The organism is Dactylosporangium salmoneum, assembly GCF_039532525.1.
In the GTDB taxonomy this organism is placed as follows: domain Bacteria; phylum Actinomycetota; class Actinomycetes; order Mycobacteriales; family Micromonosporaceae; genus Dactylosporangium; species Dactylosporangium salmoneum.
This window is the reverse complement of sequence record NZ_BAAARV010000019.1, coordinates 158873-177795: the sequence shown is the minus strand read 5'-3', so window position 1 is coordinate 177795 and position 18923 is coordinate 158873. Positions and strand designations below refer to the sequence as shown.

Here is an 18923-nt window from a genome sequence, read left to right as displayed (position 1 = left end):
GAGTTCCTCGGCGCCGTTGGGTGGGCGCGACCGGGCTACGAGACCGCGCCGGACTGGGTGAGCAGGCTGGTGTACCAGCTGTCCGACGGGTGGTTCGTCGCCGGGTAGTTGGCCAGCGGGTTCGTCGCGTAGGTCGCGCTGTCGAAGTCCCAGCCGCGAACGATGTGGCCGCCCTGCCGGGCCGCGGTGATGAAGGCGCTGTTGGTCGCGGTCGAGGCGTAGAACAGCGCGCCTTCCTGCAGGATGGCGGCGTCCCCGGACTGGTACTCGTCGAACGCGGTCTGGACGTAGCGGATCCGGTCCGAGCCGACCGGGCCGGTCGAGTACAGCAGCGTCTGGGCGGGTGCGGCGCCGTCGGTGCCGGTCCGCACCGAGACCCGTGCGCTCCCGGCTGTGGAGGTCGCCGTGTCGAACAGGGCGTCCGAGGTCTTGCCGTTCGCGCTCCACGAAACCGTCATCGCGCCGGCGTTGAGGGTGCCGGTCCAGTTCCAGTTCTGGTTGTTCGACTGGCTGCGGTGGACCTCCCGCAGGGTGGTGCCGCCGTTGGTGAACCGGATCGTCGGCAGGACCCCGGAGTCGTACTGGTGGCTGGGTGACCAGGTGATCTCGCCGTCCGCGCCGATTGTCCCGACGTGGTACCAGAGCGTGTCCGCGGTCTGCGACTTGTGCACCTCGACCAGCTGGCCGTTGTCGTTGAGCGCGACGGCCGGGGTGGTCCCGGAGTCGTACCGGCCGTGGCGCAGCCACGTGATCCGGCCGTCGGCGCCGTAGGTGCCGGTCCAGTACCACAGCGCGCCGGCCCCCGAGTCGTGCACCTCCACGACCTGGCCCTGCGCGTTGATGGCGACCGCGGGGTGGTACCCGACGTCGCGCCGGTACTCGGTGCGGGTGCCGGCGTCGCCGGAGAGCAGGGTCAGGACGCGCCCGCGCAGCGAGCCGACCGTGCCCAGCGCGCCCGGCACGTCCTTGGCCATCAGCAGCCGCGACCCGAACGCATCGCGCAGTTCCTGGTTGAGCGCGGTCAGGTTGCCGGCCGCGAACGACGTGTTGTCGGTCAGGTCGTCCTTGAGGTCGAGCATCACCACCAGCGGCGCGTGCGCCGGGTGCGCCGCGGACCACGCCGAGACGGTCTGCAGCCAGTCGCGCAGGAGGTTGGAGGCCGGGTTGCCGGTGTGGTCGACCGCGTCGCCGGGGGAGTTGTGCCCGATCGAGTAGTCGTGGTTGGTCGCGTACCCGTTGTCGTGGACGTCGAACTCGATGAAGCGCACGCCGCTGTCGAGCTGGCCGGTGATCGAACCCTTGCTGCCGTCGACGTTCCCCGAGTAGCTGTTGTGGGTGGCCCGGAAGACCGCCGACGCGAAGGGCAGGCTGTCGCCCGGCGCGGCGGCCAGGCTCGTGGCCGGCACGGCCAGTGCCGCGGCGCAGGCGATGCCGAGCGTGACCACCGCCGCGGACGGCCGCCGCCCGCGCGTCAGGCGCAGTGCTGTCATGAAGGCCTCCAACCCGCGAGCGCGCCGCCCGGCACGTCGGACTTCATCTATGTCACGCAGTCGGCGTCGGGCTCAATGCGCGCGCGGTGAACGTTGGCGGTCGGAAAGTCAAAGGTATCGATGCCCCGCCGCGCGCTTACTGGAGGCATCCCTCCGAATGGTGTAGGTTCGTAAGGTGAACCCGCTGATCGATCGCCTGCGGGCGTACGATCCGGGCGGAATCCGCGTGCGCCTCGCGGCCCAGGTCGTCGTCACCATGACGGCCGCCATGGCCGCCGAATGGCTCCTCGTCCAGGCCCGGCACGACCCGGTGCCCGTCGTCGCGCTGATGCTCGGCGCGGTCGTCGCCCTCTGCGGGGTGTTCGCCGCCCCGATGTTCGACACCCCGCGGCAGCAGGCGCTGAACCTCGCGCTCATCCCGATCCCGGCGCTCGGCGGCATCGCGCTCGGCCTGGCGCTGGCCCCGCATCAGTTCTGGGGCTTCGGCGCCGTCATCGTCGTGTTGACCGCCGGCGCGTACCTGCGCCGGTTCGGCCCGCGCGGCTTCTTCGGTGGCGTCTTCGCCTTCAACGGCACCTTCTTCGGGCTCTTCCTGTACGGCGTGATCACGCTCGGGTCCCTCGGCTGGGTGACCGTCGAGGTCGTCCTCGCCGTCGCCGTCACCGTCGCCCTGCAGCTCACCGCGTTCCGCATCCGCAACGACCGCACCCTGGCCCGGCTCCGCCGCTCCTTCGGCGCCCGATCGCGCGCGGTGGCCGCCGTCGCGCTCGCGCTCACCGAGGCCCCGGCGCCTCGCCGCCGCGCACGACTCGTCCGGCTCCTGCGCCGGCGCACGCTGGCGTTCAACGAGGCCGCGCTGATGGCCGACGCGTACCTCGAGCGCCCGGGCGCGCTGCCGGCCGGGGCGAGCCCGGGCATCGTGCACCAGCGGCTGTTCGACCTCGAGCTGGCCGTCACGAACCTGGCCCGCTTCGCCGTCACCCTCGCCGACGCGGACCTGCCGCCGAAGCTGCGCGAGCTGGTGCGGGAGGGGCTCGCGGCCGTCGGCGAGCTCGACGCCGACCGCGCGGACGCCGCCGGCCGCCTGGTGCTGCAGGAGCTTCCCGACGGGCCGGCGCGCATCGTGGCACACCGCTTCGGTGGCTGCCTGCGCGCCGTCGCCGAGGCGTTGTACGGCCTGCGTGGCGGCCTTGGCCGCGACGAGCCCGAGGTCGAGTTCGTGGCGGCCGCGGAGCTCGCGGGCGGCTTCCTGCCGGGCTCGGCCGGGGTCAGCCAAACCGCCTCCGAGGAGCCGCAGATCGCCCGGCGCATCGGCCGGTCCGGGCTGCCACCCAACGTCAGGATCGCCGGGCAGATGGCCGTGGCCGCGACCGCCGCGCTCGTCCTGGGCTACACGGTCGACCACCGGCGCTGGTACTGGGCCGTGGTCGCCGCGTTCGTCACGTTCATGGGCGCACACAACGCGGGCGAGCAGCTGCGCAAGGGCTCGCTCCGCGTGATCGGCACGGTCGCGGGCGTCCTCATCGGCGCCCTGCTCGCGCACGCGATCGGCCCGCATGTCTACGCCGCGCTCGCGGTCATCCTGGCCGCGCTGTTCCTCGGCCTCTACCTGATGCGCTCCAGCTACGCGTGGTTCGTTATCGCCATCACCATTGCCGTTTCGCAGCTGTACGTCGAGCTGGGCGAGTACTCCGAGGACCTGCTCCTGCTGCGCCTCGGCGAGACGGCCCTCGGCGCCGCGGTGGCGCTGCTGACCGTGCTCGTCGTGATGCCGCTGCGCACCGGGCGGGTCGTGCGGGTGGCGACCCGCGAGTACCTGACCACGCTGGACGGCGTCGTCGCGGCCACGCAGCAGCAGCTCCTCGGTACCGGCTCCGATCTGCGGGCCGCGGTACGCCGGCTCGATGCCGCCTATCAGGCGCTGATGGCGACCCTGTCGGTGCTCGGCGTGCCGCTGCTGCCGGCCCCGTCCGCCCGCATCCTGTTCAGCAACAGCCTCTCCGCGTCGCGCAACTACGCGCGCAACCTGCTCACCGACGCGGCGGGTTCCGTGACCCTCGACGCCGCACAAGCCGAGGCGCTGGGGCTCGCGGCCGGCACGCTGCGAGCCTCGATCGAGGAGCTCATCACCCGGCTGCGGGGGCAGGAGCCCGGCCCGTACGTCCGCTCGGCCTCGCGCTTCGCCACCCTCGGCGCGGGACTGCACCTGCCCGAGACCGCGCCGCCCGTGCTGGCGCTACGGGATCTGCAGCTCATCGACGGCTCCCTCGCCGTGATCGCCGAGCAGCTGGGCCTGACGGTGGCCGCGCTCGACCAGGCCCACACGTGAGACTGGCGCACGCGGACTCGCGTTGTCTCCCGAGCGACGTCAGTGGCGGGGGAGGGCCGGTGTGATGTCGACCCCGGTCAGCTCCGCCGACCGCGACCACAGACGCGTCGCCTGGTCGCGGTCGGTGGCGGCGCCGGAGAATGTCTCGAAGGTCGGACGGGCCCGGCGCAGCGGCCGGCCCGGGCCGATGTGGCGGCCCGTGGGTGCGGCGGTCTCGGTGGCGGCGTAGAGGATCGGCGTCACGGCGTCGTCGATCGGCCGGCGCAGGACGAGTCCGAGCAGCGTCCCGACCACGCGGGCCGCGGGCGGCGCGGTGCGGTCCAGATCGGTCTTCGCCATGCCGGGATGGGCGAGCAGGCTGCGCACCGGTGAACCGGCGGCGCGCAGGCGGCGGTCGAGTTCCAGGCCGAACAGGACGTTGGCGAGCTTGGAGGTGGCGTAGGCGCCGCCCGGCGAGTAGCGGCGTTCGGCGGCGAGGTCGTCCAGGTCGAGGCGGCCCATGCGGTACAGGCCGGACGCGACGGTCACCACGGCCGGGTCGCGCCCGGCGGCCAGCCGGTCGAGGAGCAGGCCGGTGAGCGCGAAGTGGCCGAGGTGGTTGGTCGCGAGCTGGCTCTCCACGCCCTGCGGGCTGAGGCGCCGGGGCGCGGTTCCGATGCCGCCGTTGTTGATGAGCACGTCGGGGGTGACGCCGTCGGCGCGCAGGCGGTCGGCGAACCGGCGCACGGTGTCCAGGTCCAGCAGGTCGACGTGGCGGACCTCGAGGTCGGCCTCCGGGTGCTCGGCCCGCAGCCGGTCGCGCACGCGGCCGCCCTTGCCGGTGTCGCGGACCGCCATGATCACCCGGCCGCCGTGGGCGGCGAGGTGGCGGGTGATCGCCACGCCGAGACCGCTGCTGGCGCCGGTGACGACGAAGGTACGGCCGGTCTGGTCGCCGAGATCGACTGTGCTCCATGTGGTGGTGTCGGGCATGGGTACTCCTCAGCCTTAAGCGGATGACCTATCCGATTGAAGAGGGCTGGAACCGGATTGTCAATCCGGTTAGGTAGACTGGTGCCGTGACCGCGACGCTTCGTGCCGACGCCGCCCGCAACCGCGACAAGTTGCTGGCCACGGCCCGGCTGATGGTGGCCGCGGGCGATCTGTCGCTGCAGCTCAACGACGTCGCTCGCCGGGCCGGGATGGGCGTCGGCACCGTCTACCGGCACTTCCCGACCCGCCGGGCGCTCGTCGAGGCCCTCGCCGACGGCACCTTCACCGCCCTGCTCGACGACGCGCGTGCCGCCAGCCGGCACGACGACGCCTGGGCCGGCGTCGAGCTGCTGCTGCGGGCGCTGCTCACCCGGCAGCTGGCCGAGCCGACCTTCGCCGAGGTCATCTCCACCGGGCCGGACCTGGACGCCGGTCCGGGCACCACCGCTCACCGCGACGAGTTCGGGCGGCTGGCCCGGACCGTGCTCGGGCGCGCCAGGCGCGGCGGGGAGCTGCGACCCGGTCTCACCGACGAGGACCTGCACCACCTGGTCTGCGGCATCGTCTTCGCGCTGCGCATCGGCGACGAGCCGGGCGGGCGGGTCGATCGGTACCTGCGGGTGCTCCTCGACGGCATCCGCGCCACGACGCCGGCGCGGCCCGGCCGGTAGCCGCAGCCCTCTGCGGCCAATAGCCTTCAGAAACAGTTAACAAACCTTGACATTCGGGGGAGGAAGCCACTTTCATCAATGCATGCGTAGGTGGAGAGGTCTGGCGATCGGCGCCGCGTGCGTGACGGCCGCCGTGGCGGCGATTTCCGCGGTGGTGCTGCCGGCCAGCGCCGCCACGAACCCGATCGGTGATCCGGGGTTCGAGTCCGGGCTGTCCGGGTGGTCGTGCGGCGGCACGACGAGCGCCGCGACGGGCACCGTCCATTCGGGGACGTACGCGCTGAAGGCGACGCCCAGCGCCAGTGACACGGCCCAGTGCACCCAGTCCGTACCGGTCTCGCCGAACACGACGTACACGCTGACGGCGTGGGTGAACGGCAGCTACGTGTACGTCGGGGCCTCCGGCGCGAGCATCTGGACCCCGTCCACCGGTGGGGCGTTCCAGCAGCTCACGACGTCGTTCACGACTTCATCCACGACCACGAGCGTGACGGTGTTCGTGCACGGGTGGTACGGGCAGCCGACGTACTACGCCGACGACTTCGTCCTGACGGCCGGCTCGGGCGGCGGCGGCACGACGGCGCCGCCCACTCCCACGACGCCGCCGCCGACCTCCGCTCCGGCCAGCCCGACGCCGACCGGCAGCCCGACGCCGACGAAGAGCCCGTCGCCGACGAAGAGCCCGACGCCGTCGCCGACCGGTGGCACGGGCCCCGGTGCGAGCCTCGCGGCCTGCTCGTTCTGGTCAACCGTCACCCCGCCGGCCCGGGTCATCGGGCCGAGCCACAACTCGACGAGCCAGGGGCCGCTGATCAGCCTGAGCGGCCGGCTTCCCGCACCGTCCACGGTGACCGGTGCGCTCAGCGGCTCGAGCGTGACGATCACGTTCAGCCGGGTGACGGGCGCCGCGGCGTACCGGGTGTGGCGCAACAGCCAGTCGGTCGGCTGGGTCGACGACTGGGGCCAGGCCACGCTGTCCGTGACCGACACCGCGCCGTGCCGCAACGCGCACTACACGATCGCGGCACTGCGCTCCGACGGGAGCGACGCCTCCACCGGTGCGCTGTCGCAGCCGTACATCCTCGCCGACAGCGGTGCCGTCCAGCCGTACGCCATTCCCGCCGGAACCCAGTTCGAGTACGAGATCACGTCGTACAACGACCTCGGCCAGACGGCGAGCGGCATCAACACGGCGCTGGGCATCTGCGCGGTCGACACCCGGTACATCCCGTGGGGAACCCGCTTCAAGGTGGACGGGTACGGGTACTGCTACGCGGCCGACATCGGCACCTGGATCCAGGGCCAGATCGTGGACGTGTGGCTCCCCGGCGCCGAGGCCGACAGCTGGGGCGTGCAGAAGCGAACGATCACCATCCAGTAGCTCAGAGGATGACTTCACTCCCAGGGTCCCGGCGCCACAACGGCGCCGCCCGCCCGGGAAGGTACAACACCTGGCACCGGCGTCCGTGCGCCGGCGTTAGGCTGTGCTCGCGGACGCGACGGCAAGGTCGAGGCGACCGGGCTCGCTGGAATGGTGACGGGAGATGGATGCCCTACTTCCGGATCGGCGGCGTCGACCTGTATTCGGAAGTCGCCGGCGAAGGCGACCCGGTCCTCCTGCTGCACGGCGGCTTCTGCTCGCTCGAGTTCATGCGGGCGCAGTCCGATGCGCTCGTGCCCGACTATCGCGTGTTCGCCTTCGAGCGTCCGGGGCATGGCCGGTCGGCCGACATCGCCGGGGAGTACACGTACGCGCGGGGCGTCGCCGATACCCTGGCCTATCTCGATGCCGCCGGCCTGGAGTCGGCGCACGTCGTCGGCTTCAGCGACGGCGCGATCATCGGACTGCTGCTCGCGCTCGACCAGCCGGCGCGGGTGCGCTCGCTGGTCGCCATCAGCGCCAACCTCGATCCGTCGGCGTTCACGGCCGAGGCCGGCGCCGGTCCGGTGCTTGACGCGTTGCCGGAGCCGCCGGAGCCGGAGCCGGACGTCGAGCGGATGCACTACGAGCGCCTGTCGCCGGACGGCCCGGGGCATGCGGACGTCGTGCTGGCCAAGCTGATGCGTCTCTGGACGAGCGAGCCGCGCATCGACCCGGCCGACCTGGCCCGGATCGCGGCGCCGGTGCTGGTGATGTCGGCCGACCGCGACACGATCCGGCCCGACCACAGCCTCCTCATCGCCGCGTCCATCCCCGGCGCGCAGCTGTGCATCGTGCCGGGGACCACCCATCTGCTCGTCGCCGAGCGCCCCGATCTCGTCAGCGCGCTCATCCGGGACTTCCTGCGGCAGGCCGCGGCCGGTCAGCCGCGGGAGCGGCGCAGGAGCCAGACGAAGTAGGGGGCGCCGACCAGGGCCATCATGAGTCCGGCGGGGATCTGTGCGGGGGCGATGAGGGTGCGGCCGAGGATGTCGGCGACGCAGACGAGCAGGCCGCCGAGGAGCATGGCGACCGGGATGATGCGCCCGTGGCGGACGCCGACGAGGGCACGGGCGATGTGCGGGGCGACGAGTCCGACGAAGCCGACGACGCCGATCGGGATGACGCTCACGGCCCCGGCGACCGCCGCGATCGCGAGCAGCGTCAGTCGGGTGCGTTCCCGGCGGACGCCGAAGATGCGTGGGGTGTCCTCGTCGATCGCCAGGAGGTCGAGCCGGCGGCGCATCCCGAGCACTGCCGGGGTGGCGACCAGCAGTACGACGGCGACCGGCAGCACGTCGGCGAAGGTCCGGCCGTAGGTCGTGCCCGAGAGCCAGGTGAGGATGCGCGGCGTGTCCCACGGGTCGGCGCGTAGCAGCAGGAAGGTGCTGACGTCGCTCAGCGCGTATCCGCAGCCGATGCCGATGAGCAGGAAACGGTCGGGGAGCAGGCCTCCGCGCCAGGCCAGCAGGGCGATGAGCGCGAAGGTGCCGAGCCCGGTCCCGACGGCGGCGGCGATGAGCGCCGGACGTCCGCCGGCCAGGCCCGACGTCACGACGATGACCGCGCCGAGGCCGGCGCCGGCCGTGATGCCGAGCAGGCCCGGCTCGGCCAGCGGGTTGCGCACGGTGCCTTGCACGACGGTTCCGGCAAGGGCGAGCGCCGCGCCGGCGGCGACGGCCGCCGCGACCCGCGCGGCCCGGTCGTCGAGGGCCCGGCGGATCAGGTCCGGCGCGGTGCCCTGCAGCCAGAGCGCGAGGTCGCCGGTGCGTAGCCACAGGCTCCCGGCAAGCAGGCCGACCACGACGGCCGCGACGAGCAGCACCGCCGCGACGGCCACGACGAGGAGGAAGCGGCGGCGTGAGCGGGTCGCGACGCGGGCCTGTGGTGCCTCGCGCGCCGCGCCCGTGTCGCGCAGCCGGAGCGCGAGGACCACGATGACGGCGGCGCCGAGCAGCGAGGTCGGGATGCCGGTGGGAATCGAGGCGGCCGCCTGGGCGCCGAGCGCCGCCCGGAGGACGGCATCGGCGAGGAGCACGAGGAGTGCGCCGACGAGCCCGCAGGCCGGGATGAGGAAGCCGTGCCGCCGCAGCACGCCGACGCGGTTCGCGGCAAGGCGCACAGCGACGGGCGCGGCGAGGCCGATGAAGGCGATCGGGCCGGCGAGTGTCACCGAGATACTCGTCAGCAGGACGGCGCAGAGCACCGCGACGAGCCGGGTCGAACGGATGGGCACGCCGAGCGAGGCGGCCGCGTCGTCGCCCAGGCCGAGCACGTCGAGTCGCCGGGACAACAGCAGGGCGGCGCCGAGCACGACGATGATGACCGGGGCGGCGCGGCCGGCCGCGTCGAGGTTCAGCTGCGCGAGCGAACCGCTGCCCCAGGCGTACAGCCCGGTGGTGCTCTCCTTGAACAGGATCAGCAGCATCGCGGTCGCCGCGTCGAGAGCGAGCGCGACCGCCGAGCCGGCCAGGATCAGCCGGGTCGAGCCGATGCCCGCGGCGCTGCCGGCGAGGGCGAGCACGAGTCCCGCCGCGAGCAGGCCGCCGCCGAACGCGACGGCGCCCGAGGCCCACAGTGGCACCGCGAGACCCCATGCGGCGACCACGCACAGCGCGAAGTAGGAGCCGGCGGTGACCGCGAGGGTGTCCGGCGCGGCCAGCGCGTTGCGGGTGACCGACTGCAGCAGCGACCCGGCGGCGCCGAGCGCGACGCCGACCGCGATCCCGGCGAGCATGCGCGGCAGGCGGGAGCCGGTCAGCACGTCCCGGATCGGCACGCCTCCGACGTCCTCGCGCGCCCCGAGGAGGTAGCGCAGCAGGTCCCCGAACCCGACCCCGGAGGTGCCCTGCGTGACATGCCACAGCCCGGCCACGACGACCAGGACGAGCAGGACGGCCAGCACTGCCGCCCCGCTCGCGCCGCGACCGAGCCCGACGCGGGCCAGTGGCCGCGGCGCGGGCGTGTCGCTCACTGCTTGGTCAGGATGTTCACGTAGGCGTCGATCGCCTGCTCGTTCGACAGCGGTCCGCCGGCCCCCCAGACGCCCGCGGGGAAGGCGTACGCGCGGCCCTCCTTCACGGCCGGCAGCGCGGTCCAGATCGGGCTCTTGCGCAGCTCGCCGACGTAGCTGTCCGCAGTGTCGTCGTTGGAGTAGAACAGCGTCGCCCCGCCGACGGCGGTCAGTCCCTCGATGTCGGTCTGCGCGAGACCGTAGGAGGGGTCGACGCCCCCGTTGCCGTAGGCCTTGTCGATCTCGTCCGTCCAGGCCGGCTTCAGGCCGAGCTGTTCGCCGAGCTCGGTGAACAGGGCGCCCTTGCCGTACGGGCGGATGACGACGTTGCCGCCCTCGATCCAGCCGTCGAAGAACAGGAAGTCCGTCGCCTTCACGTTGGCGGCCGTGAGCTTCTGCCGGCCCTCGGTGAGGTGCTGGTCGAACTGCCGCAGCACCGACTCGGCACGCTCGGTCCGGCCGACCGCCGTCGCGATCATCGAGAAGACCTTCTTCATGTTCTGCACCTGGCCGGAGACGTCGGCCCCGAGCGTGGCGAGCACGGGGACGCCGCGCTGCTGCAGCTTGGTGAGCACCTCGTCGTCGGCCTTGAACGCCTCCACGATGATGAGGTCGGGGTTCGTCGCGTACAGCGCGTCGAGGTCGGGCTCACCGCGCTGGCCGACGTCGACGACCCCGGCGGGAAGCTTCTCCGCCTTCACGTAGGTGCCGTAGCCCTTCGGGTCGGCGACCGCGACCGGGTTGAGGCACAACGTGAGCAGGTCCTCGGTCTGCTGCCATTCCAGGACGGCGACCCGCTGCGCCGGCTTGGCGAGCTCCACCTTGCGGCCGACGCCATCCGTCAGCGACACCGGGCCGGTCGCGGTCTTCGTGGTGTCGTCGGCACAGCTCTGCGACGCGGGCGCGGTCGCGCTGGGCCCGGCGCCGGCGGAGTCGATGTTCGTGGTACCGCAGGCCGTGACCGTCACGGCGACGGCGGTGAGCGTCGCGGCGGTGGCCGCGAGGCGGGTGACAAGGATCATGCGAGGTTCTCTCCTGAGCGGATCGTGGATGTGGCCGAAGCGACGTTGCGGTTGCGGGCGGGATGCCGCCCGACGGGGTCGATGCGGAGGCGCCCGGTGCGCGGGTCGACGCCGACCTCGACGCGGAGGTCGTAGACCTCGCCGATGTGCTCGGCGGTCAGCACCTCGAGCGGGTCGCCCGCGGCGTGGACGTGGCCGGCGTGCATGAGCAGCAGCGTGTCCGCGACGCGTGCGGCGTGGTCGAGGTCGTGCAGCACGATGCCGACGGCGACGCCGTGCTCGTCGGCGAGGTCGCGGACCAGGTCGAGCGTCTCGATCTGGTACCGCAGGTCCAGATGGTTGGTCGGCTCGTCCAGGAGTACGACGCCGGTCTCCTGGGCCAGGCAGGCGGCGAGCCACACGCGCTGCATCTCGCCGCCGGAGAGTTCGCCGACCGCGCGGTCCGCCATGCCCCGCACGCCGGTGAGCTCCATAGCCCGGTTGATCGCGTGCCGGTCCGCCGCGGAGGGCCCCGCGAAGCCGCGCCGGTGTGGGTGGCGCCCGAATGCGACGACCTCGCGCACCGTCAGCCCGTGCGGGGCCGGCCGCGACTGCGAGAACAGCGTGACCTCCCGCGCGAACTGCCGGGCGCTCAGCAGTGACACCGCGCGCTCCGGCTGCCCGTCGTGGCCGCCGAGCACCACCCGGCCGTCATCCACGCGATGCAGCCGGGCCAGGGCGCGCAGCAGCGTCGACTTCCCGCTGCCGTTCGGCCCGACCAGTGCCGTCACGCGGCCGGGTGCCAATGTCACCGAGACGCCGTGGACGACCGCCGTCTTTCCGTAGCGCAGCAGCAGCCGCTCGCCACGCAGGGTGGTCGCCTGCTCCGGCCCGGCGGCCGCACGCTGATCGGTGAGCGGCACAAGTGGCGTGGGCATCGGTCGGCTCCGGATCACAGGGGGCAACGGGCGCGCGGCACCTTACGGAAGGTCGGGGCGCGCGGGGCCGTCGTGGTTCCAGGCTGGTTGAGCGACCGGGCTAAGTAAGGGTTGCCTTGCCTAAGTAACCCTAGGCGATGATCAAGCTGTCGGCAATCCGGGATCCGGGACAGGTGATACGGGATTCCGGACATCGGGCGTGGCACCATGCGCGAGCGCGCCGGGAGTCACCTTCATCACGCGCCGGAAGGCGGCGATGAACGTGCTCGGCTGGGCGTAGCCGAGCCGTTCGGACACCCCCCGCACATCGGCGCCCTCTGACAACCGCGTCAGCGCCTCATGGACCCGCAGCGCCTGTCGCCACTGCGCGAACGACAGCCCCGTCGCGCCGCGGAATGCCCGGGTGATCGTCCGGTCGCTCACGCCCAGGAGGGCCGCCCACTCCTGCAGGCCACGATCGTCGGCGGGATCCTCGAGCAGGGCCTCGGCGATCGCGTCGATCCTCGGGTCCCCGGGCAACTCCAGCGCGAACTGCCGCTCCTCCGGCTCGAGCACGTCGAACACGACCGCCTCGGTCCGGGCTCTCGCCCCGGCATCGAGATCCTTGCGCGCCAGGCGCAACAACAGCGACTCCAGCAACGTGGTCATCGCGATCGACGTCGGTCCCGCGAACGCGATCGGCGTGAGGTCGGGAGCGAAGAAGGCATCAAAGAGGTCGGCCTTGGCCGTCAGCCGACCCCCGTGGACCACTCCGGCGGGCATCCACAGGCCGAACCCCGCGGGCACGGTGAAGATCCGGTTGCCGACACGGGAGGTCAACGTCCCGCCGCGCACCCACACCAGTTCGTGCATGGGATGCGAATGCGGTGACCACTCCGTCGAGGCCCCGGTCGCTTCGGACTCGGCGACGATCACGGACGGCGCCGGGCCGCCCTCCGGTACCGGCACGGCCCTGCGGACCACCGTGCCCGGTTCGCGCCGCCAGGTGCCAAGACCGATGTCATCGTGGGACGGCGAAACCATGCCGGCGAGGGTACGGCGATCGACGGTACGAAAGAATCGGCCGGTCGACCGCCGCCGGGCCCGGGCGCCCCCTGGCGACTGACGGGTGACTCGGTTCATACAGTGGAGGGATGCAACCCGTCGTCCGTGCCCTCAACGTCCTGCAGGCGCTGTCCAACAGGCCTGACGGAATGACGCTCCAGGAACTCCACCTGGAGCTCGGGGTCCCTCTGGGGAGCATGCACCGCATCCTGGGGGTACTGCGCGAGCAGCGGTTCGTCAGCCGGTCGCCGATCGACCTCCGCTATTTCCTCGGGCCGGCCGTGCGCGATCTGACCGAGAAGAACGTGAGCGAAACCGGCGGGATGCAGTCGCTCACCACCGTCGTGCGCGAGCTGTCGCAGGCGACGGGGGAGACGGTCTTCCTGACCGAGCTCCACGGCAGCGAGGCGATCTGTGTCTCCCTGGTGGAGGGCGTCTACCCGCTGCGGCTCTTCGTCCGTCTGGGGCAGGTCATGCCGATGAACGCCGCCGCGGCGGCGCGGATCCTCCTCGCGTACCTGTCGCCCGAGGTCGCTGCCGAACTGCTCGGGTCGCACGGACTCGACGAGTTCACGCCGTCGAGCCCGCACACCGTCGAGTCCGTCGTCGCGCGCTTTCCGGACATCCGGGAGCGGGGCTACGACATTGCCGCCAACGAACTGGATGAAGGCGTCTGGGCGGTGGCCGCCCCGATCTTCACGTCGACCGGCCGGGTTACGGCCAGCGTGACCCTCGCCGGTTCGGCGAGCCGGTTCGCCACCGCGGACAGCCGGGACGCCACCATTCGGAGTGTGACGGACGCGGCCGCCCGGATGTCGACACTCCTGGGCTGGAGTCCCGGGGTCTGATCCTCCCGGAACGCGCCTCGCTTCCACGCATGCACGCCGGTTGCCGCCGGCGGCTGTTGTGCTGCCCAGTGCGGTACGACACAGCCAGGATTTGCGGGGATAAAGGCCGCGAACAGGGCAGAAGCGGCGGTACGCCACTGGCGTAGTCGTCTTCAGATGTGGAAACATTCCTTCCGCGAGATGGAAGGAGTGCCATGGTGGCTGACGGTCTTTCGCTGACCGGGCGGATCGAATGGCTCTGTGTCGGCGCCGCGTCGATCCTGCTCAGCGGCGACGAGGAGATCCGCACCGGCTATCTGAAGACCCCCGTCGGCGAGGTCTGGGTCTCCCGGAGCGGACTCTCCGGGGACGAGCAGGTCTACGCGACCCACGGCGGTCCGGACCGTGTCGTGCTGAGCTACTCGACGGTCAACTACGAGTTCTGGAGACAGAGCCTCGGACTGGACTTCCCGGAGTACGCGGCCCTCGGCGAGAACTTCACCACCACCGGCCTGACCGAGTTCGAGGTGCACGTGGGAGACGTCTTCGCCGTCGGCGGGGCCGTCATCCAGGCGGCCCAGCCGCGTTCTCCCTGCCACAAGGTGGCGGCGCGGTACCGCAGGCCCAAGTTCACCATCGAGGTCGCCCGGAGCCACCGCACGGGAATCCTGTACCGGGTGCTCCAGGAGGGCGTCGTGTCCACCGGCGACACGATGCAACTCGTCGCCCGTGAGGGGCACGGCTACTCGATCGCTGACGCGAACCAGATCCTCCTCGACCGCAAGGACATCGAAGGCGCCCGGTCCCTTCTCGACGTCGACTCGCTCGCGGAGGCCAAGAAGGCCGAACTCCGGGAGCGGATAGCGAAAAGCGCCCTGACCGACCTGAAGGAGACCCCGTGATCCGAGTACATGTCGACCTCGGCCTTTGCCAGGGCTTCGCCAACTGCGTGATGGTGGCGCCGGACCACATCGACCTCGACGACAACAACAAGGCGGTGGCGGTCAGCGATCGCTTCCCCGACTCCGACCTGCCGGATCTGACGGAGGCCGCCGAATCCTGCCCGGCTCTGGCGATCCGCCTCGAACGGGTCGAGCAGTGACGAGCACGACGGTCATCGTCGGTGGCTCCCTGGCCGGGCTGCGCACCGCGCAACAACTCCGCGCCAAGGGCTACGACGGAACGCTGACGCTGATCGGGGCGGAGCGGCATCTGCCGTACGACCGCCCGCCCCTGTCGAAGCAGGTGCTGCTGGGCGAGTGGCCCGAGCGGCAGACCTACCTCGTCACCGCGCAACAGCTCGCCGAGCTGCGCGTCGACGTCCGCCTCGGTGTGGCCGCCACGGGCCTGGACCGCGGGCGGCGGCTCGTCACGCTCGCCGACGGCAGCCGGATGGCCTACGAGCATCTCGTCATCGCCACCGGGTCGCGACCGCGCGCGATCCCGAAGCCGGCCGGCGCACCCCACGTCCATACGCTGCGCACGCTCGACGATGCCCGGCTGGTCGCCGCGAAGCTGGCGCCGGGCCGGCGTCTGGTCATCATCGGCGCGGGCTTCATCGGCTGCGAGGTCGCCTCCTCCGCCGTGGCCAGAGGCGTCGTCGTGACCCTCGTGTCCCGTGAGCCCGTCCTGATGCCGCAGTTCGGTCCGCGCGTCTCCGACTACCTGATGGCGCTGCACCGCGGTGCCGGTGTGGACCTGGCGCTCGGCGTGGACGTCGAGTCGATCGGGCAGGCCGCCGGCGAGGTCGCCTCGATCGAGCTCACCGACGGGCGGGTGCTCCACGGCGACCTGGTCGTCGTCGGTATCGGCGCGGTCCCGAATGTGGAGTGGCTGGCGGGCACGCAGCTCGCCGGGCCCGACGGTGTCCGGGTGTCGCGGCACGGCCAGACGGTCGATGCCGCGATCTTCGCGCTCGGTGACGTGTCGGCCTGGCCCTGCGCCGGAGGTTCGGGCTTCCGGCGCTCGGAGCACTGGTCGCACGCGGTCGAGCAGGCGAAGATCGTTGCCCGGGCGATCGTCGAGGGGACGTCCTTCGACCCCGGACCGGCTGTGTCCTATGCCTGGTCGGACCAGTACGGCAGGAAGTTCCAGACCGTCGGGCAGGTCTCCGCCGCGCTGCGCCAGGTCGTGTCGGCGAACTGGGCCACGGCGGACCGTCAGCGCCACTGCCTCTACCTCGACCACCAGGGCCTGGTGACCGGCGGTCTCTTCATCGACAGCGCCCGGGCCGCCGGGCAGCTGCGACGTGCTCTGCAGGGGCAGGCAGGGCCGGTACGCCCTGACTCGCTCGGTGCGTAGCCACGTCGGGCGTTGTGACCGGCAGCAGCAGCGCCGGTCACAACGCCCGATGTGTTCGGGGGACAGCTCACCTCGTCCAGCTGCCGTATGCGGAGAACATCGTCCGTAGCAGCCGATCGTTGTCGACGGTCTTCACCACCCGGACCGGCTTGGCCCGGGAGATGTCCAGCCCGACGTGCAGCCGCAGGCTTTCCTTCGTCCAGCCGATGGGGCGTCCCCGGGTGAGCGTGCCCTGCGTCTCCACGTCGACCATCATCTCCTCGACGGTGACGATGCCCGGATCGATGAGCAGGGCGACCGCGAGCGGGTCGTGCAGCAGGCACCCGTCGATGTTGCGCCACGCGGCGGCCAGATCGATCCAGGGGCGGGTCGTCTCCACCACGTACCGGGTCAACGGCGAGCGGTCCGGGTCCACGAGGTCCAGGTCCTGGTGCCGGAGCAGGGTCTGCGAGGTCGCATCCAGCGGCAGGAGCGTGATCGGGCACCCGGAGGTCAGCACGATCCGGGCGGCGTCCGGGTCGATGCCGAAGTTGAGTTCCTGCAGGAACCCGGGCACGTCGAAGGCGCCCCCCATGATGACGATCTCCCGGACGAGCTCCGGCAGGCCGGGGTCGAGCTGCAGCGCCTGCGCGATGTTGGTCAGCGGGCCGATCGCCACGATGGTCGTCTCGCCCGGATGGGCGCGCACGTGCCGGACGATCTCCGCCGCGGCCCCCAGCGCGGCCTGTGCGTCGTACGCGCCGGGTGGGGGCACGGCGGACCAGGCCGCGCGTACCGCGTCGCTGTGCGAGGTCCGGTCCTGCCGGCTCCGCCACGGTTCGCTCGGCTCCAGCAGCGCGGTGCCGGCCCCGGCGTACACCGGAATGTCGAGTCCGACGAGGTCGACGAAGGTGCGGGCGACGGCGTAGCCCTGATCCCGGTGGGTGTTGCCGGACACGACGGTGACCATGTCGAGGTCGATGGCCTCGGAGGCGACGGCGAGCGCCAGGGCGAGGCCGTCGTCGATGTCGGCGCCCGGGATTCCGTTGCCGGGGTCGCAGTCGATGATGATTCGGCGCCGGTTCGGCAGCGAGGCGGTTTCCATCACTCTTTCTCACCAGTGGATGCGAGGGACGATGTGAACTGGCGCTGCGCGAAGAGCAGGACCACCAGCGGGACGAGCGCGGTCAGCGTGGCGGCGGCGAACATCTGGCCGTAGTCCACGCCCGATTCCTGGGCGAAGTCGGCGATGGCCACGGGCGCGACGCGTACGTCCGGCGCCGGGGCGATGAGCAGCGGCCACAGGAAGGACTGCCATTGGAAGACGAACAGGATCAGGCCGGCCCCGATCATCGACGGCCGGGACAGCGGCAGGTAGATCCGGCGGTAGATGCCGAACCATCCCAGCCCGTCCATCCGGGCGGCCTCGCTGAGCGAGATCGGGATGCCGAGGAAGAACTGGCGCAGCAGGAAGATGGCCAGCCCGTTGCCCACGGCCGGCAGGATCAGCCCGATGAGGGTGTTCTGCAGGTCCGCGTGCCGGAACGTGGTGGCGAGCGGGATGGCGATCGCCTCGAACGGCACGAGGAAGCTGACGACCATGACGCTGAACAGCACGGTCCGGCCGGGGAACGGGATCATGGCCAGGGCGAACGCGGCCAGTGAGGACACGGCCAGCCCGAGCGCCACGCTGACGGCGGTGACGATGACGGAGTTCAGCAGTGCGAGGGTGAAGCTGCTCTCGAGCACCGCGCGGTAGTTGTCCAGCGAGACCGTGGTGGGCACCACCGTCCGGATGGAGACGGGCGAGAGATAGCGGAATATCTCGTCGCCCGGCCGCAGGGAGGAGATGACGGCCCACAGCAGCGGCGCGACCGCCAGGACGGCCGCGGGAATGACGATCAGGAGCGTGCGGCGCCCGGTTCGTCGTTCGTGATACCTGGGGACGGTGTCGGCCATGGCTCAGTCCTTCCCCGGGAGCATCCGGAACTGCACGGCAACCACCGCGATGACGATGCCGACCAGGACGACGGTCGCCGCGGCCGAGCTGCCGGTGTCGGAGAGCGTGTAGGCGCGTTCGAAGATGAAGTTCATGATGAGGTTGGTGGAGCCCTCGGGGCCGCCCTGCGTCAGGATGCGCACCGGGGCGAACACCAGGAAGTTCGCGACCGTGTCGGCGACGAGGACGAACAGCAACGGCCGCCGGATGCCGGGCAGCGTGATGTGGAGGAACTGCTTCCATCCGGTGGCCCCGTCGAGGTCCGACGCCTCGTAGAGGCTTCGGGGGATCTCGTGGATGCCGGCGACCAGGAAGGTCATCCAGTAGCCGACGCCGACCCAGCTGCACAGAATGATGATCGACATGAGCGCGGTGGCGGGGCTGACCAGCCATGGTACGGACGGGATGCCGAGCGCGCCGAGGAGGCCGTTGAGCGGACCGTCAGGGCGGAACAGCACACCCCAGACGATGGCCGACACGGTCTGGGGGACGGCGATGGGCAGCAGGATGAGGGTCCGCCAGATGCCGACCAGTGGCACGCGCCGGGTGAGCGCGACGGCCAGGAACAGCGCCAGCGCGATCTGGAGCGGGTTGATGACGAGCGCGAACAGCAAGGTCGTCTTCAGCGAGCCGAGGAACTGGGGGTCGGTGAAGAGATAGGTGAAGTTCGCCATCGACAGTTCGCCGAGCCGGTTCGTGAACGACGAGACGACCGCGTCGAAGGAAGGAACGAGCCGCAGGAAGACCAGGCCGGCGAGGGCGGGCAAGAGGAACAGCGCGGCGGTGGCGACGGCGCGTAGGCGGGCCCGGGATCGCGCTCGACCACGAGAGGCGGAGGGGGATCCGCTGGGTCCGGAACGGCCCGTGGTCGGGCCGGGGCGTGGGTTTGCTTGGGTCACCATGATGTCTTTCCGATGAGGGTCCCGGCCCCGGGCCGCG

General features: G+C 71.7%; 17 protein-coding genes. 8 read left to right on the top strand and 9 right to left on the bottom strand.

Annotated elements, in window-relative coordinates; translation table 11 throughout:
• Positions 1 to 35: 35 nt before the first annotated feature.
• Positions 36 to 1490, bottom strand: a complete 1455-nt coding sequence (locus tag ABD352_RS11210; RefSeq protein ID WP_344612217.1) for a Ca2+-dependent phosphoinositide-specific phospholipase C — start codon at positions 1488 to 1490, stop codon at positions 36 to 38.
• 175 nt (positions 1491 to 1665) lie between these two features.
• Between ABD352_RS11210 and ABD352_RS11205 the strand changes: the two genes are divergently transcribed.
• Entirely contained in the window at positions 1666 to 3819 is a 2154-nt protein-coding gene (locus tag ABD352_RS11205; RefSeq protein ID WP_344612216.1) for an FUSC family protein, read from the top strand.
• 39 nt (positions 3820 to 3858) lie between these two features.
• Here the strand turns inward: ABD352_RS11205 and ABD352_RS11200 are convergent, their stop codons facing one another.
• On the bottom strand, positions 3859 to 4791 hold the full coding sequence (locus ABD352_RS11200; protein WP_344612215.1) for an oxidoreductase: 933 nt from the start codon (positions 4789 to 4791) through the stop codon (positions 3859 to 3861).
• A gap of 86 nt (positions 4792 to 4877) precedes the next feature.
• Here ABD352_RS11200 and ABD352_RS11195 point away from each other — a divergent pair, with 86 nt between their 5' ends.
• The 3 genes from ABD352_RS11195 (at position 4878) to ABD352_RS11185 (ending at position 7802) form a co-directional block, all read left to right on the top strand.
• Positions 4878 to 5462 carry a TetR/AcrR family transcriptional regulator gene (locus ABD352_RS11195; protein WP_344612214.1) on the top strand — a complete coding sequence of 195 codons (585 nt, stop codon included), beginning with the start codon at positions 4878 to 4880 and terminating at the stop codon, positions 5460 to 5462.
• A gap of 82 nt (positions 5463 to 5544) precedes the next feature.
• The gene (locus ABD352_RS11190; RefSeq protein ID WP_344612213.1) at positions 5545 to 6843 is read left to right on the top strand and encodes a carbohydrate binding domain-containing protein; all 1299 of its coding nucleotides are present in this window, start codon (positions 5545 to 5547) and stop codon (positions 6841 to 6843) included.
• A 167-nt stretch (positions 6844 to 7010) separates the two neighbouring features.
• Positions 7011 to 7802: an alpha/beta fold hydrolase gene (locus ABD352_RS11185; RefSeq protein WP_344612212.1), complete on the top strand. Its 792-nt coding sequence runs from the start codon at positions 7011 to 7013 to the stop codon at positions 7800 to 7802.
• On the opposite strand, the gene ABD352_RS11180 is transcribed toward ABD352_RS11185, so the two are convergent.
• The 4 genes from ABD352_RS11180 to ABD352_RS11165 all read right to left on the bottom strand — a co-directional run bounded on the left by ABD352_RS11180 (position 7766) and on the right by ABD352_RS11165 (position 12857).
• Positions 7766 to 9856, bottom strand: coding sequence for an iron ABC transporter permease (locus ABD352_RS11180; protein ID WP_344612211.1), 2091 nt, complete (start codon positions 9854 to 9856; stop codon positions 7766 to 7768). The two genes, ABD352_RS11185 and ABD352_RS11180, sit on opposite strands and share 37 nt — an antisense overlap.
• Positions 9853 to 10917 carry an iron-siderophore ABC transporter substrate-binding protein gene (locus ABD352_RS11175; protein ID WP_344612210.1) on the bottom strand — a complete coding sequence of 355 codons (1065 nt, stop codon included), beginning with the start codon at positions 10915 to 10917 and terminating at the stop codon, positions 9853 to 9855. Before ABD352_RS11175 ends, ABD352_RS11180 begins: the two co-directional genes overlap by 4 nt.
• Positions 10914 to 11834, bottom strand: coding sequence for an ABC transporter ATP-binding protein (locus tag ABD352_RS11170; RefSeq protein ID WP_344612209.1), 921 nt, complete (start codon positions 11832 to 11834; stop codon positions 10914 to 10916). The genes ABD352_RS11175 and ABD352_RS11170 overlap by 4 nt, the downstream gene beginning before the upstream one ends.
• 141 nt (positions 11835 to 11975) lie before the next feature.
• Positions 11976 to 12857 carry a helix-turn-helix domain-containing protein gene (locus ABD352_RS11165; protein ID WP_344612208.1) on the bottom strand — a complete coding sequence of 294 codons (882 nt, stop codon included), beginning with the start codon at positions 12855 to 12857 and terminating at the stop codon, positions 11976 to 11978.
• Positions 12858 to 12967: 110 nt separating this feature from the next.
• Between ABD352_RS11165 and ABD352_RS11160 the strand changes: the two genes are divergently transcribed.
• The 4 genes from ABD352_RS11160 (at position 12968) to ABD352_RS11145 (ending at position 16006) form a co-directional block, all read left to right on the top strand.
• Positions 12968 to 13726: an IclR family transcriptional regulator gene (locus ABD352_RS11160; protein ID WP_344612207.1), complete on the top strand. Its 759-nt coding sequence runs from the start codon at positions 12968 to 12970 to the stop codon at positions 13724 to 13726.
• Between the two features lie 197 nt (positions 13727 to 13923).
• Positions 13924 to 14607 carry an MOSC domain-containing protein gene (locus ABD352_RS11155; RefSeq protein WP_344612206.1) on the top strand — a complete coding sequence of 228 codons (684 nt, stop codon included), beginning with the start codon at positions 13924 to 13926 and terminating at the stop codon, positions 14605 to 14607.
• Positions 14604 to 14807, top strand: coding sequence for a ferredoxin (locus ABD352_RS11150; RefSeq protein ID WP_344612205.1), 204 nt, complete (start codon positions 14604 to 14606; stop codon positions 14805 to 14807). Before ABD352_RS11155 ends, ABD352_RS11150 begins: the two co-directional genes overlap by 4 nt.
• Positions 14804 to 16006 (top strand): NAD(P)/FAD-dependent oxidoreductase, encoded by a 1203-nt coding sequence (locus ABD352_RS11145; RefSeq protein WP_344612204.1) that lies wholly within the window; start codon positions 14804 to 14806, stop codon positions 16004 to 16006. Before ABD352_RS11150 ends, ABD352_RS11145 begins: the two co-directional genes overlap by 4 nt.
• Positions 16007 to 16073: 67 nt before the next feature.
• Here the strand turns inward: ABD352_RS11145 and ABD352_RS11140 are convergent, their stop codons facing one another.
• The 3 genes from ABD352_RS11140 to ABD352_RS11130 are packed head-to-tail and all read right to left on the bottom strand — an operon-like array spanning position 16074 to position 18751.
• Positions 16074 to 17090 (bottom strand): nucleoside hydrolase, encoded by a 1017-nt coding sequence (locus ABD352_RS11140; RefSeq protein WP_344612203.1) that lies wholly within the window; start codon positions 17088 to 17090, stop codon positions 16074 to 16076.
• A complete protein-coding gene (locus ABD352_RS11135) occupies positions 17090 to 17944 on the bottom strand; it encodes a carbohydrate ABC transporter permease (RefSeq protein WP_344612202.1) in 855 nt (284 codons plus the stop codon). The genes ABD352_RS11140 and ABD352_RS11135 overlap by 1 nt, the downstream gene beginning before the upstream one ends.
• A 3-nt stretch (positions 17945 to 17947) precedes the next feature.
• Positions 17948 to 18751 carry a carbohydrate ABC transporter permease gene (locus tag ABD352_RS11130; protein ID WP_344612201.1) on the bottom strand — a complete coding sequence of 268 codons (804 nt, stop codon included), beginning with the start codon at positions 18749 to 18751 and terminating at the stop codon, positions 17948 to 17950.
• Between the last annotated feature and the right edge of the window lie 172 nt (positions 18752 to 18923).